The 13323-nt window shown below is 27.1% G+C and carries 14 protein-coding genes and 2 tRNA genes; 4 read left to right on the forward strand and 12 right to left on the reverse strand.

The window, feature by feature from the left end:
* Positions 1–24: 24 nt before the first annotated feature.
* Positions 25–807, forward strand: coding sequence for a glutamate racemase (murI, locus tag D9V69_RS02775; RefSeq protein WP_158356795.1), 783 nt, complete (start codon positions 25–27; stop codon positions 805–807).
* Here the strand turns inward: murI and sbcB are convergent.
* The gene (gene sbcB / locus D9V69_RS02780; RefSeq protein WP_158356796.1) at positions 794–2239 is read right to left on the reverse strand and encodes an exodeoxyribonuclease I; all 1446 of its coding nucleotides are present in this window, start codon (positions 2237–2239) and stop codon (positions 794–796) included. The genes murI and sbcB overlap by 14 nt on opposite strands.
* A 91-nt stretch (positions 2240–2330) precedes the next feature.
* Between sbcB and D9V69_RS02785 the strand changes: the two genes are divergently transcribed.
* Complete coding sequence (locus D9V69_RS02785) at positions 2331–2639, forward strand: DUF496 family protein (protein ID WP_158356797.1); 309 nt, start codon at positions 2331–2333, stop codon at positions 2637–2639.
* Between the two features lie 40 nt (positions 2640–2679).
* Here D9V69_RS02785 and D9V69_RS02790 read toward each other — a convergent pair.
* Positions 2680–2752 (reverse strand) — tRNA-Asn (locus D9V69_RS02790).
* Positions 2753–2889: 137 nt separating this feature from the next.
* On the opposite strand from D9V69_RS02790, the gene D9V69_RS02795 reads away from it, so the two are divergent.
* Both D9V69_RS02795 and pyrE read left to right on the forward strand, forming a co-directional pair.
* A tRNA-Ile gene (locus tag D9V69_RS02795) sits at positions 2890–2962 on the forward strand.
* A 157-nt stretch (positions 2963–3119) separates the two neighbouring features.
* Positions 3120–3764, forward strand: coding sequence for an orotate phosphoribosyltransferase (pyrE, locus tag D9V69_RS02800; protein WP_158356798.1), 645 nt, complete (start codon positions 3120–3122; stop codon positions 3762–3764).
* A 6-nt stretch (positions 3765–3770) separates the two neighbouring features.
* Here pyrE and dut read toward each other — a convergent pair whose 3' ends face one another.
* The 10 genes from dut to miaA form a co-directional block, all read right to left on the reverse strand.
* Positions 3771–4226 carry a dUTP diphosphatase gene (gene dut, locus D9V69_RS02805; protein WP_158356799.1) on the reverse strand — a complete coding sequence of 152 codons (456 nt, stop codon included), beginning with the start codon at positions 4224–4226 and terminating at the stop codon, positions 3771–3773.
* Positions 4227–4254: 28 nt separating this feature from the next.
* Positions 4255–5013, reverse strand: a complete 759-nt coding sequence (gene cysQ, locus D9V69_RS02810) for a 3'(2'),5'-bisphosphate nucleotidase CysQ (RefSeq protein ID WP_158356862.1) — start codon at positions 5011–5013, stop codon at positions 4255–4257.
* A 46-nt stretch (positions 5014–5059) separates the two neighbouring features.
* On the reverse strand, positions 5060–5512 hold the full coding sequence (gene rplI, locus D9V69_RS02815; RefSeq protein ID WP_158356800.1) for a 50S ribosomal protein L9: 453 nt from the start codon (positions 5510–5512) through the stop codon (positions 5060–5062).
* A gap of 46 nt (positions 5513–5558) precedes the next feature.
* The gene (rpsR, locus tag D9V69_RS02820; protein WP_158356801.1) at positions 5559–5786 is read right to left on the reverse strand and encodes a 30S ribosomal protein S18; all 228 of its coding nucleotides are present in this window, start codon (positions 5784–5786) and stop codon (positions 5559–5561) included.
* A 99-nt stretch (positions 5787–5885) separates the two neighbouring features.
* The gene (rpsF, locus tag D9V69_RS02825) at positions 5886–6227 is read right to left on the reverse strand and encodes a 30S ribosomal protein S6 (protein WP_158356802.1); all 342 of its coding nucleotides are present in this window, start codon (positions 6225–6227) and stop codon (positions 5886–5888) included.
* A gap of 161 nt (positions 6228–6388) precedes the next feature.
* Positions 6389–8578 (reverse strand): ribonuclease R, encoded by a 2190-nt coding sequence (gene rnr / locus D9V69_RS02830; protein WP_158356803.1) that lies wholly within the window; start codon positions 8576–8578, stop codon positions 6389–6391.
* A gap of 127 nt (positions 8579–8705) precedes the next feature.
* Positions 8706–10010 carry an adenylosuccinate synthase gene (locus D9V69_RS02835; protein WP_158356804.1) on the reverse strand — a complete coding sequence of 435 codons (1305 nt, stop codon included), beginning with the start codon at positions 10008–10010 and terminating at the stop codon, positions 8706–8708.
* Positions 10011–10055: 45 nt separating this feature from the next.
* Complete coding sequence (gene hflC / locus D9V69_RS02840) at positions 10056–10985, reverse strand: protease modulator HflC (protein WP_158356805.1); 930 nt, start codon at positions 10983–10985, stop codon at positions 10056–10058.
* A gap of 2 nt (positions 10986–10987) precedes the next feature.
* Entirely contained in the window at positions 10988–12205 is a 1218-nt protein-coding gene (hflK, locus tag D9V69_RS02845; RefSeq protein ID WP_158356806.1) for an FtsH protease activity modulator HflK, read from the reverse strand.
* A 139-nt stretch (positions 12206–12344) separates the two neighbouring features.
* Positions 12345–13238: a tRNA (adenosine(37)-N6)-dimethylallyltransferase MiaA gene (gene miaA, locus D9V69_RS02850; protein WP_222837069.1), complete on the reverse strand. Its 894-nt coding sequence runs from the start codon at positions 13236–13238 to the stop codon at positions 12345–12347.
* Positions 13239–13323 lie beyond the last annotated feature (85 nt).

A 13323-nucleotide genomic window follows, 5' to 3' on the forward strand; every position in this document is an offset into this window, starting at 1 on the left:
TCAATCTCATAAAAAATTATAACAGTGCTAATATTTGATTCTGGAATAGGCGGTTTGTCTATATTAAAATATATAAAAGATAAGATAAAAAACGTACATTATATATATATGTTAGATAATGAAGCTTTTCCTTATGGAAATAAAACAGAACTTTTTATTATCGAAAGAAGTATAAAAATTATTAATATAGTAAAAAAAAACTATCCGATCAATGTAGTAGTCATAGCATGCAATACAGCAAGTACTACAGCTTTGTATTATTTGAGAAAACAGTTTAAATTGCCTATTATTGGAATCTTTCCAGAAATTCAAAAAGCTGAAAAAGTAACAAAAAATAATATAATTGGATTGGTAGCAACTAGTACAACAATTTATTCATCTTATATTCAAAAACAATTAAATCAAAAATGCATTCACACAAATATAAAAACAATTGCTACCAACCACTTAGCTTTAATAGCTGAAAAAAAAATCAGAGGTTTTAATATTCCACGAATCGATTTAGAATATATTTTTAAAGACTGGATGAATCTTTCAATTAAACCTGACACAATTATATTAGGATGTACACATTTTTTATCATTAAAAAAAGAAATTCAAAGAATATTTAATCAATCTATTTTTTTTATTGATTCAAAAGAACAAATTCTATCTGAAGGAAAAGACTGGTTATACCAATTACAACTAAATCAAAAAAATCAAAAAAATATTTTTTTATATTCAAAAAAAAATAAAACAGTACAACAACTATTTTGTTACCTAAAAGAATATAATTTTCAACAGATAAAAAATATTAATGTACGTTAAAATGAAGGTAAAACAATGTTTTATATTTCTTCAGAGCATATGTTAATACACTCTTGAGTAGTTCTGATTTTTTTTTATCAACATTCTGTTGTATCAACATATCTTGAATTGTCGATATATATTGATTGAATATAATTGGTTCAAAACAGTTCAAACAATGTTTGTACCAAATTTTTTTTTCATCTTGATTTAAACTATAAAAAAAATTACGAGCACGATAACGAAACAATAACTGTTTTAATCTCATATCATGAAAATTACAATCAATATTTTTCAATAATGATGGTTTTGTATTTCTAATACTTGTGATAATTTTTTTATCATGACAGTCAAAAAAAGCGTTATAAAGTTGTACGTCTACATTAGAAGATTTTTTTATATTGGTTTGTTGAGAAAAAATATTTTGTATAATTTTATACACGTGAAGATTTTTTTTTAATAACATTATGTTTTTCTGATACAGAACCATATCAAATTTTAATCTTTTTAAGTCTTTTGATGTTAAAACTTGCATTGGCGCTAAAATGGGGCAGCGATTAAAATATAACAATATTACTCCTGATATAAGTAATATTTTAGCATACTCTTCGTCTACAGAAGACGTGTTACATAAAACAATTAATTTTTCTATATCTTTAGACAAATCAATCGCAATCAGTATATTTTTGTTATGTTTATGCCATATTATAGGAAGTATACAAGTCGCGTTATAACGAGCAGCACCAAAAAAACTAGAAATATAAATCATAGGTATATATGATTCACAATTAACTAATTTATATAAATGGTTTTTTTTCCTATTGTAAAAAAAAAAATCAAATAATTTAGGATGATTTTTTTTAATTAATCGCGCCATTGCAATAGTTGCATAAACATCTGACATAGCATCATGTGTTTTAGTATGATGAATATTATTAATTTCAGTTAAATCTTCAAGTTTAAAGCTAACTAATCCTAAATTATTTTTCGGCCATTTGATACCTGTAGGTCTTAATGCATAACAAGCTCTTAATAAAGGCAAGATGTCCCAACGAGAATTGCCGTTCTTCCAACTCCATTCATAAGGGTCAAAAAAATTTCTATAAAACATATTTCTTGTGATTTCGTCATCAAAATAAATATTATTATATCCAATAATGCAAGTGTACGGTTCTTTAAAAATATTAAATATTTTTTTAGAAAAATTATGTTCATCAATGCCGTGTTTTTCTGTATATTGAGGAGTAATCTTTGTTATTAAAACAGCATGAGGATCAGGTAAATAATCATCCACAATGCGACAATAAAAACATTCTGGAATTCCAATAATGTTTAAATCCATATCTGTTCTAACACAAGCAAATTGAGCAGGTCTATCTAAAAATGTATGCACTCCAAAAGTTTCATAATCATAAAATAAAAAAGTCGGTTTTTTAGGTAATAAAGATATCATATTCTAAACCATAATAATTAAATTCAATATCACATTAAAAAATTAGATGTTGTTAATAACGAAATTAAAAAATATAAGAGAGTTATAAAAAATGCCAGACACAAAAAAATCATTTAAAAATGTACTAGACTGCGTTCATAAATTTAGAAGAAAAAATAAAATTAAAAGAGAAATATCTGAAATTGAGAAAAAAATTAGGGATAATCAAACAAGAATATTGCTACTAGATAATCTTCATCAATACATTACATCAGATATGAATTATACCGAAATTAAGAAAATAATTTTTATGATGAAAAACGATTACGAAGATAGGATTGATGATTATATCGTAAAAAATGCAGAACTTTCAAAAGAAAAACGAGCATTATCCAAAGAACTAAAATTTATTGTTGATTAATGCTAATATAAATTTACTGTTCTTTTTGTATTTATATTTTCTCCCCTGACTGGATTCGAACCAGTGACATACGGATTAACAGTCCGCCGTTCTACCAACTGAACTACAGAGGAATTTCATTATATATATCAAAAAATTGCATCTCTGTCAAACATAAGTATAATTTTTTTTATATAAAATGCTAAAATTTTGAAAAGACATCTAGATTATTAGAAAAAATTGATTTATAGTATAGATGTAAAATCAAAACGGCCCTTTAGCTCAGTGGTAAGAGCAGGCGACTCATAATCGCTTGGTCGCTGGTTCAAATCCAGCAGGGGCCATAAATAAAAAACTACTCTTATATTGTCTTTATCACATTATCTAATACAAATAATTATTTTCTTAATATCAATTTAATTTCAACTATTCATAAAAGTAAAATATTTATACATTTTTGAAAATTTAATAACTTTGATAAAAAATTAGGATGTACTTTTTATGGATTGGAAAAATGAATTTATTGATTTTTGTATTAAAAAAAAAGCTTTAAAATTTGGATTTTTTAAACTAAAATCAGGACGAATAAGTCCATATTTTTTTAATTCAGGTGTATTGTCTAGCGGAATAGAAATCACTAAAATTGGTTTACTGTATGCACAGTCTATAATAAATTCAAAAATCGAATTTGATGTATTATTTGGTCCAGCATACAAGGGTATTCCAATTGTTGTATCTACTGCTATGGCGCTAAAAAAAGATTATTATTTAAACATTCCTTATGCTTTTAATAGAAAAGAATATAAAAAACATGGAGAAAAAGGAGATATCATAGGAAATAATATTAAAAACAAAAAAATTATTATTTTAGATGATGTAATCACATCAGGAAAAGCAATACATTATTCTATTAAAACTATAGAGAAAAATGAAGCGCAGATCTCTTCTATTTTTGTGCTCTTAGATAGACAAGAGCAAGGAAAAAGAGAATTATCAACTATTAATTGTTTAAATGATAAAAAAAAATATAATATTACTTCAATTATTACAATTCAAGATCTTATTAATTATCTTTTAAAAGATAATATCTTAAAAAGATACGTTCCAGCACTAATTCAATATCGAAAACAATATGGAATCTATTAAAAATATTTAAACGATTCCAGTATGTCCAAAACCTTTTTTAGAACGAGAAGTGGTTTGAAACTGTTTTACTAAAGAAAAATTTGGTTTGATAACAGGGATAAATATTATTTGAGCTATTCTATCATTTGGATAAATATTAAATTCTTTTTCACTACGATTCCAAAGAGAAATCATTAGTTGACCTTGATAATCAGAATCAATTAGGCCAACTAAGTTTCCTAATACAATCCCATTTTTATGACCTAATCCAGATCTAGGCAATACAAGCGCTGCAACATTAGGATTCTTGATATATACTGCTATTCCACTAGGAATTAAAATCGTTTGTTGAGATGCTATCGTTACTGTTTTACTTAAACAAGCTCGAAGATCTAAACCAGATGATCCTGGAGTAGCATACGTCGGTATTAAAAAATCTTTTTTTCCACTATAATTAATAATTTCTATTTTAATGTTATTCATGAGAAAGATAATTCTTGTTTAATAATAATCATGATGAAACAACAATAAATCCAGGGTTAAGAAAATTAGATCGGGAAGATAAGGAATAATTTAAACTCTCTCCTTTCCATGTTGTCATTTTCCCTCCAGATGCAGTAACAATTGCTTGACCAGCAGCAGTATCCCAAATATAAGTATTTCCAAAACGGGGATAAATTTGAGCAGAACCTTCTGCAATTAAGCAAAATTTTAATGAAGAACCAATTTTTTTTATATGATATTGTTTTATATTTTTTAAATAATTTGGTAATTCCTGGTCAGGATGTGATCGACTAGTAACTAATACAGGAATATGATGATTTGAAGAAAACGTATGAATTTTTTCTTTAAAAGATCGTGATTTTACTTCTTTCCATGCTGATTTTTCAAAAGCAGAATATAAAATATCAAAACAAGGTGCATATATAACACCTAATATAGGACAACCGTTTTTGATTAAACTAATATTAACAGTAAATTCACCATTTTTATTCAAAAATTCTTTTGTTCCATCTAATGGATCAATTAACCAATAATCTTTCCAAGCATAACAATTATTTAGAGTATATGATTCTTCTTCAGAAATAATGGGCATTGTCGGATTAATTTTTAACAAACCTTCTTTTATTATATCATTAATCTTATAATCTACATGAGTGACTGGTGTATTATCTGACTTATAATATATATTCATGCTCTCTTGAGAATTATAAAGGTTCATAATGATACTTCCTGCATAACGAGCTAAACTTTTAACTTTTTCTAACATAATATTATGTATTTTAGAATGATAACGACAAAACATGACAATTGTTTTAATATTTTGGTAAAATATTTACTATAAATTCAAGCGATATTTTTTTATGTAATTGCAAAATAACCTTATGTTCTCCAATCTTTTTCAGTAAACCATGAGGCAAACGAATTTCTTTTTTATTAATTTTTACTCCTAATAATCCGAGCTCTTTAATAATATTTCTAATACCAACAGAACCAAATATTTTTTCTTCTTTTCCAACTTTAGAAAAAATTGTAAGAGATTTAATTGCTTTTATTTTTTCAGCACGCGACTGTGCTGCAAGAAATTTACTGATATTTTCTTGCTCTAATGCAATCCGTTGAGCTTCAAAAGATTCAATATTTTTTTTATTAGCCAAGATAGCTTTACCTTTTGGAAGCAAAAAATTTCTTGCGTAACCAGATTTTACTTTTACAACTATCCCAGCATTGCCTAATTTATGTATTTTAGATAAAAGAATTACTTCCATTTATTTGCACTCACGTATATCATAAAATAAATACAGTTTTGATGTTTTAATGATGCTGATCAGTATAGGGTAATAAAGCAAGATAGCGCGCTCTTTTAATTGCTCGCGATAATTGTCGTTGATATTTTGCTCTTGTTCCAGTGATTCTACTAGGAACTATTTTACCACTTTCTGTAATATAATTTTTTAAAATATTAATGTCTTTGTAATCTATTTCTTTAATACCTTCTGCAGTAAAACGGCAAAATTTTCTACGACGAAAGTAACGTGCCATTTCGTTCTCCAAAAATTACTTTTAAAAAAAATAATTAATAAAAATTGTGTGGTAATATACAAATTGGTCATAAAAAATATTTTTTATTAACAATATTCTTTATTTTTTATCTTTTTTTTCATCTTTTAATTTCATAATAGGGGATGGTATTATGATTGCTTTTTTCATACATATAATCATATTTCGAAGAATGAAAGCATTAAATCGAAACTCTGTTTCTAAAAGATCAATAGTTTGCGGTACAACCTCTATATTCATTAAAACATAATGTGCTTTTTGTAATTTTTTAATAGAATAAGATAATTGACGTCTCCCCCAATCTTCTAAACGATGTATGATGCCTGCATTTTCGTGAATAATTTTTTTGCATGTTTCAATAATTAAGAGAACCTTTTCACTATAATCAGGGTGAATCATAAATATAACTTCATAATGACGCATAAATACATGATCCTTTTGGTTTTGCAGCTTTCTTGATATTTTTTTTAAATTTTTAAAGAAAGCAAGGAACGTGATGAAAATGATCGATGAATATACATGTTATTGTAATATTATAAAAAAATCAATATAATTTATATTTTTAACATTCTAAATATACAGCACTAATACAAGGATAATTCTATTTTTTTATCATTTAAATTTACAGCAATAACTTTTACCTGCAAAACATCACCAAGACGATAAATATTTTTTTTAGATTTGCCAATGAGTTTAAAACCTAAAGAATCAAAATAATAATAATCATCTTTTAAAGATGTTATATGTACTAATCCATCGATAAAAACATTATGCAATCGAACAAAAAATCCAAAAGCTGTGACATTGGAAATAACACCTGTTAATATATCTCCTATTTTGTTCTGCATAAAATCACATTTCAACCAATCGATTACATCCCTACTTGCTTCATCTGCACGTCTTTCTGTCATAGAACAATGCAGTCCTATTTTTTTTAAATCATTCATATTATATAAATCAGCATTAAACACAGTTTTATGCTGACAAGACATGTTGTTTTTATGATTATTTAATAAAGATTTAATCATTCTATGTATTATTAAATCTGGATAACGCCGAATAGGAGAGGTAAAATGAACATAACTATCTAAAGAAAGACCAAAATGACCGCAATTTTCTGGAGAATATACAGCTTGTTTCATAGAACGTAACAAAACAGTTTGTATCATTTCATATTCAGGAAGTGTGCAAATATTTTTTAATAAGTTGGCATAATGAATTGAATCTGGCGAATCTCCCCCTGATAATGTTAATCCTAATTCTCTTAAAAATAAACGAAAATTAGACACTTTTTCTTTTTTAGGAGAATCATGGTTACGAAATAATACAGGATATTTATATTTTTCTAAAAAAGAAGCGGAAGCTATATTTGCCAATATCATACACGATTCAATAAATTTATGTGCATCATTGCGAATATTTTGATAAATATGTGTAATTTTTAAATTCGAATCTAAAATAAATTTAGCATCTATTTTTTCAAAATAAATGCCTTTTTTAGCATAATTATTTTTATGCAAAATTTTTTGTAAGCTTGATAAATTCTCAATATCCTTTAAAAATTTTTTGTACTTCAAACGCAAAAAATAGTCGCCACTCCAAATTTTAAAAATTTCATTATATGTGAATCGTGCATGAGAACATATTATGGCTTCATAATGTTTATAGCTGATTAAAGTTCCATCAGTAGATAAACTCATTTCACATATCAAACATAAACGTTCTACGTTAGGCTTTAAAGAACATAAATCTATAGATATTTTTTCTGGTAACATTGGTATTACTGATGCTGGAAAATATATAGATGTACCCCTTTCAAAGGCTGATTTATCTAATGGCGTGTTAGGTTTAACATAATAACTCACATCTGCAATGGCAACCCATAAATCCCATCCTTCTTCTAGATTAATTTTCTTTTTGCAAAAAACAGCATCGTCAAAATCGCGAGCATCTTCATCATCTATTGTAAAAAATGGAAGATGTCTTAAATCAATACGATGTTTTAAATCATTTTTATTAAATTTTTTATTCATTTGATATAATTGTTTTTGCGCTTCTTCAGACCAAATAGAAGGAATAGAATACGTCCGTAATGCTATTTCTATAGCTAACTTTGTACCCATTTTATTGCCAAGAACTTCTATTATAAATCCTTCTATTCGGTGTTTTCTAACAAAACATTCTTTTAATTTGACAACGACAATAGATCCGATTAAAATTCTTTCTTTAAAAGACGAAAGAATAAAAATTTTAAAATTAAAACGAGAATCATTTGGAATTACAATTTTTTTTTCATTCTGAATGTAATATCTACCAACAATTGAAACATTATTAGGTTGTAATATTTTCAAAAATCTGGCTGAACTTCTTTTAGTTTCCTTCGAAATAATTACCTGTGCTAAAATAATATCACCATGAATGCATAATTTCATTTGCTCTGAAGACATCCAGAGATCATCTTTTAACGTTTCTGTTCTAAGAAAACCATAACCATCTTTATGGCCTATCACTTTGCCTTGCACTATTTTCAAAGTATCAGGAGTAATATAAAAACGATTTCTAATATATATTACTTGACCATCTCTTTCCATGGCTCTCAATCGTCGACGTAATGCTTTTTTTGTTTCTTGATCAGTGATACCAAATTTTTTTTCTAAATTTTTTTGACTAACTAAATTACGACATTTTTTAAGCCACGAAAAAATATATTCTCGACTTGGAATCGGATTTTGATATTTTTTAGCTTCTCTTTTTTGGTAGGGATCTACTACCATATTTACTTCTCCATTAATATTATTCTTTAATTTATAAAGAATAATAAATTTTTGATTTACAAAAACATATTTTTTTAGTTAATATGAAAAAAATTATTGTTAGTTAATAAAAAATGATTGTTAATATTTATTTGTTATATGATAAATTTCTGACAAAAATTATATCAGAACGTTTTGGTCCAGTAGAAATAATATCTACAGGTATCTCTGTAATTTCCTCTATACGTTTAATATAATTCTGTGCTTCATAAGGTAAATCTTCTATTTTTTTTATGCCCAACGTTTTTTCTTTCCATCCACAATGAGTTTCATATACAGGTCTTAAAAAATCGTGCTGATTGCTTATATTTGAATGTAATGTATTCTTTAAACCATGAGTATTTTTTTTATATGATGTGCAAATTTTTATTTCATCCAATCCATCTAAAACATCTAATTTTGTTATGCATAAACTAGACAAAGAATTCATTTTAACTGCTTTACGTAAATATACAGCATCTAACCAACCAGTACGTCTTTTTCTTCCTGTTGTAGAACCGAATTCATGACCTATTTTTGAAAGATGTTTATCTACATGATTAAATAATTCAGTAGGAAATGGTCCATGACCAACTCTTGTTGAATATGCTTTAGTTATACCAAGAATACAGTTAAAATGTTTAGGACCAAGACCAGTTCCTGTAATAACACCACCAATAGTAGTATTAGATGAAGTGACATATGGATATGTCCCATGATCTATATCTAAAAAACTTCCTTGAGCACCTTCAAAAATAATTTTTTTGTTCTGCTTAATACCCTCATTTAAAATATTGGTTGTATCTCGAATCATATCATGAATAAAATCAATTTTTGGAATTAAATCTTGTAAAATCTTTTTATAATTAATTGATTTTTGTTTATAGTAAGAAACTAATTGATGATTATAATATTCTACTATTTCTTCTAAACGCATCGATAACATGTGTTCATTTTTTAAATCTTCCATTCTTAAAGCTCTGCGAGCTATTTTGTCTTCATAAGCAGGACCAATGCCTCTTCCAGTAGTGCCAATTGATTGCTTACCTAATTTTTTTTCACGCGCAAGATCCATTTCAATGTGGTATGGCAAAATCAATGTAGCAGCATGAGAAACAAATAAACGTTTTTTTACAAAACATTTGTGTTTTTCTAACATATGAATTTCTTTTATTAACTCAAATGGAGAAACAACAACGCCATTAGTAATGACACCAATGACATCATTATATAATATGCCAGAGGGAATTAAATGAAGAATGATTTTTTCATCATTTACCATTAAAGTATGTCCTGCATTGTGGCCCCCTTGATATCTTACAACATATGCAGCATCTGCAGATAAACAATCTACTATTTTTCCTTTTCCTTCATCACCCCATTGCGTGCCTAATATTACAATATTTTTGTTCATATTTTATATACTCTTGATATTTTAACATCTTGATGTGAAAAAATATTATTGTGCTATTCTAATAGTTTTATTAATATATTGAAAAAATTCACTATCTGAATTAATTAACATAATATTTCCAGTGTTTTTAAAACTGTTTTCATAGGCTCGTAAACTACGAATAAAAAAATAAAATTCTGGTTCTTGACTAAAATTTTGTGCAAATAGTTTTGTTACCTCAGCTTCTCCTCGACCTTTAATAATTAACGCTTCTTTTTCTGCTTGCGCTAATGTTATAGAAACTTGATGATCTGCTGTCGCACGTAATTTTTCAGCTTTTTCTTGTCCTTGAGATCGTTGACTTCTAGCTGCAGATTCTCTTTCTGCTCTCATTCTATCGTATATAGCTTCAGAAACTTCAACGGGTAAATTAATCTGTTTTATACGCACATCGACTACTTCTATACCTAATGCATTCATACTATTTGCATTTATTAATGACGCATGTTCTAAATTAATACTGCCTTGATTTAAAGTGCTGAGTACATTTTTAGTTAACTTGCTTCTAGAATCAGTAACAATTTCTTTTATACCAAGACAGCCTATTTCAGAGCGTAAACGATCGCTAAATTTTCTTTTTAGCAACACTTCTGCTTGCAAAATATTTCCACCTCCTGTTGCAAGATAATAGCGACTGAAGTTATTAATACGCCATTTTATATATGAATCAATAATAAGATCTTTTTTTTCTTTTGTGACAAAACGATCAGCTTGATTATTCAAAGTATGAATGCGTGCGTCTAATATTTTTACTGTTTCTAGAAATGGGAATTTAAAATGCAGTCCAGGACTATAAATCAAAGCTTCTTGTTTATTATTACGCAAAACTTTTCCAAATTGTAAGACAATACCACTTTCACCTTCTTTTATGATAAAAAAAGAAGAAGATAATAAAAAAAGAAACACACCCACAAAACAAAATATAAGTTTATTCATGTTTATTCTACCCCTAAACTTCCAACATGAGTTCGTATTGAGTTGATACGACGTTGTTCTAAGATGTTTTTAGTAGATAATGAAGAAAAATAATTAATATTACTATTTTTTTTAACAACATTAAGTGGGCTTTTTTTATCATCAATCTTTTTTAAAACATCTTTATTGAGAATTTTCTTATCAGTAAAGCAATCATTTAAATATAGAAAAAACGTGGAATTATTATTTTTATCAACAAAAATTTTTTTATTGTGACTTAATAGTCTTTCCATAGATTCGATGTAAAGACGTCTTAAAGTTATTTTTTTAGCGATTTTATATTCGGGTAATATTTTTCTAAAACGTGCAACTTCGCCTTGAGCTTCTAAAATTATACGTGATGCATATGCTCGAGCTTCTTCTAGAATTCTTTGTGCTTTACCATGAGCTTTAGGTTGTACTTCATTTGAATATGCTTCAGCTTCACGCACATATTGCTCGCGATTTTCACGCGCTGCAATCGCATCGTCAAACGATGCTTTTACTTCTTCTGGAGGTCTTGCTGTTTGAAAATTCACGTCTAGTATAGTAATTCCTGTATGATATGGTTTTATGATTTGTTCTATTTCTTTTTGAGTATCACTGCGTACTAAAGTACGTCCTTCTGTTAAGACTCGATCCATATTAGAACGACCAATGACACCACGCAAAGCGCTATCTGTTGCTTGACGTAAACTATCATCAGGATAAGAAAGAGAAAACAAATAATTTTTCGGATCAGTAATTTTATATTGAACATTCATTTCTACATGTACGACATTTTGATCTGCAGTTAACATAGTTCCAGAAGTAGCAATATCTCGTACAGTTTCAACATTTACAATGCTTACTTCATTAATAAAAACTGGTCGCCAATGCAATCCTGGTTCTACTAGATGAGTAAATTTTCCAAAATGCGTAATTACACCACGTTCTGTTGCTTTAATGGTATAAAATCCACTAAAAGACCAAATTAAAATACTGACAAACATTATAGTTAATAAAGGATGAAGAGTTTTTTTAGATGAACTTGGAGAATAACCGTTCGTAATAATAAACTTTTTCATATCATAAAAAAAATTTTTTATTTCCAAAATATAATTTTTTTGATATTTATTATTTTTATTTTCTTGATGATCATGCTTTTTATCCCTCCAAGGATCTAATTCGGATTGGTGATGATTTTGTTGATTCCAGGTCATGTTGTATCTCATTTTATTAGTCTTATAAATCAAAAACTGTTATTATAAAAATATTGTTATTTATTATAACACTTAAAAAGTTTTATGTTTGAAAGGAATAAACATCTATCTTTTCTATGTATTTTATATATTTTTAGTTTTAATTAATGATTTTAATTCTATTTAAAAATTGTTCTACTATATCTTGAGTATTTGTACTGTATAATAGTTTGTTTAAATTTTTCCATTTTTTTAACCATGTCATCTGATGTTTAGCTAACTTTTTTGTAGAATAAATAATTTTATTAAACATGTCTTCATAACTAATTTTATATTCAAGATATTCCCACATTTGACGATATCCTATACATCTAATAGCTGGCAAATTTATATGCAAGTCTCCTCTAAGAAATAATGACTCTACTTCTTTTTGAAATCCTATCTGAAACATATTTTTTATACGTAACTCAATACGACGATTTAACAATTCTTTATTCGGTGGCATAATTGAAAATTGCAGAATATTATAGGGTAATTTTCTATGATTATTTTTTTTCAGTTCGGTTAAATTTTTTCCAGACAGATAAAATATTTCTAAAGCTCGCAATAACCTTTGCACGTCATTTTTATGAATTCTTTTAGCGGAAACTGGATCTATTGATTCTAATTTTTTATGTAATATTTCTTTTCGATGGTGCAATAAGAATTCACGAATATTTATACTGGAAGCTGGCAAATTAGGTAATCCATTTAATAATACATGATAATAAAACATGGTTCCACCAACAAGAAAGGGTATTTTTCCTAATTTGATAATATGGTGAATTTCTTTCAATGCATCGTGATAAAATTCTGCTGCTGAATAATGCTCACTTGGATCTTTAATGTTTAATAAACGATGAGGATGATGCAATAAATCGACAGAACTGGGTTTAGCTGTTCCAATATTCATATATCGATAGATTAAAGCAGAATCCACACTAATTATTTCTATCGGTAAATAGTTTCTAAGGCTAATAGCAGTTTGAGTTTTTCCACATGCAGTCGGACCCATTAAAAAAAATACTATCGGTTTAGAATTTTTATGTTTTAAAATCATATTTTTACAGTATAATGCTGAATAAAAAATCTACTTGTTG

Source organism: Buchnera aphidicola (Hyadaphis tataricae), assembly GCF_005081445.1.
GTDB lineage: Bacteria > Pseudomonadota > Gammaproteobacteria > Enterobacterales > Enterobacteriaceae > Buchnera > Buchnera aphidicola_AE.

Coding starts and splice junctions, on each gene's coding strand:
- sbcB (WP_158356796.1), bottom strand. CDS start 2,239: ATGATATCTTTATTACCTAAAAAACCGACTTTTTTATTTTATGATTAT.
- D9V69_RS02785 (WP_158356797.1), top strand. CDS start 2,331: ATGCCAGACACAAAAAAATCATTTAAAAATGTACTAGACTGCGTTCAT.
- pyrE (WP_158356798.1), top strand. CDS start 3,120: ATGGATTGGAAAAATGAATTTATTGATTTTTGTATTAAAAAAAAAGCT.
- dut (WP_158356799.1), bottom strand. CDS start 4,226: ATGAATAACATTAAAATAGAAATTATTAATTATAGTGGAAAAAAAGAT.
- cysQ (WP_158356862.1), bottom strand. CDS start 5,013: ATGTTAGAAAAAGTTAAAAGTTTAGCTCGTTATGCAGGAAGTATCATT.
- rplI (WP_158356800.1), bottom strand. CDS start 5,512: ATGGAAGTAATTCTTTTATCTAAAATACATAAATTAGGCAATGCTGGG.
- rpsR (WP_158356801.1), bottom strand. CDS start 5,786: ATGGCACGTTACTTTCGTCGTAGAAAATTTTGCCGTTTTACTGCAGAA.
- rpsF (WP_158356802.1), bottom strand. CDS start 6,227: ATGCGTCATTATGAAGTTATATTTATGATTCACCCTGATTATAGTGAA.
- rnr (WP_158356803.1), bottom strand. CDS start 8,578: ATGGTAGTAGATCCCTACCAAAAAAGAGAAGCTAAAAAATATCAAAAT.
- D9V69_RS02835 (WP_158356804.1), bottom strand. CDS start 10,010: ATGAACAAAAATATTGTAATATTAGGCACGCAATGGGGTGATGAAGGA.
- hflC (WP_158356805.1), bottom strand. CDS start 10,985: ATGAATAAACTTATATTTTGTTTTGTGGGTGTGTTTCTTTTTTTATTA.
- hflK (WP_158356806.1), bottom strand. CDS start 12,205: ATGACCTGGAATCAACAAAATCATCACCAATCCGAATTAGATCCTTGG.
- miaA (WP_222837069.1), bottom strand. CDS start 13,238: ATGGGTCCGACTGCATGTGGAAAAACTCAAACTGCTATTAGCCTTAGA.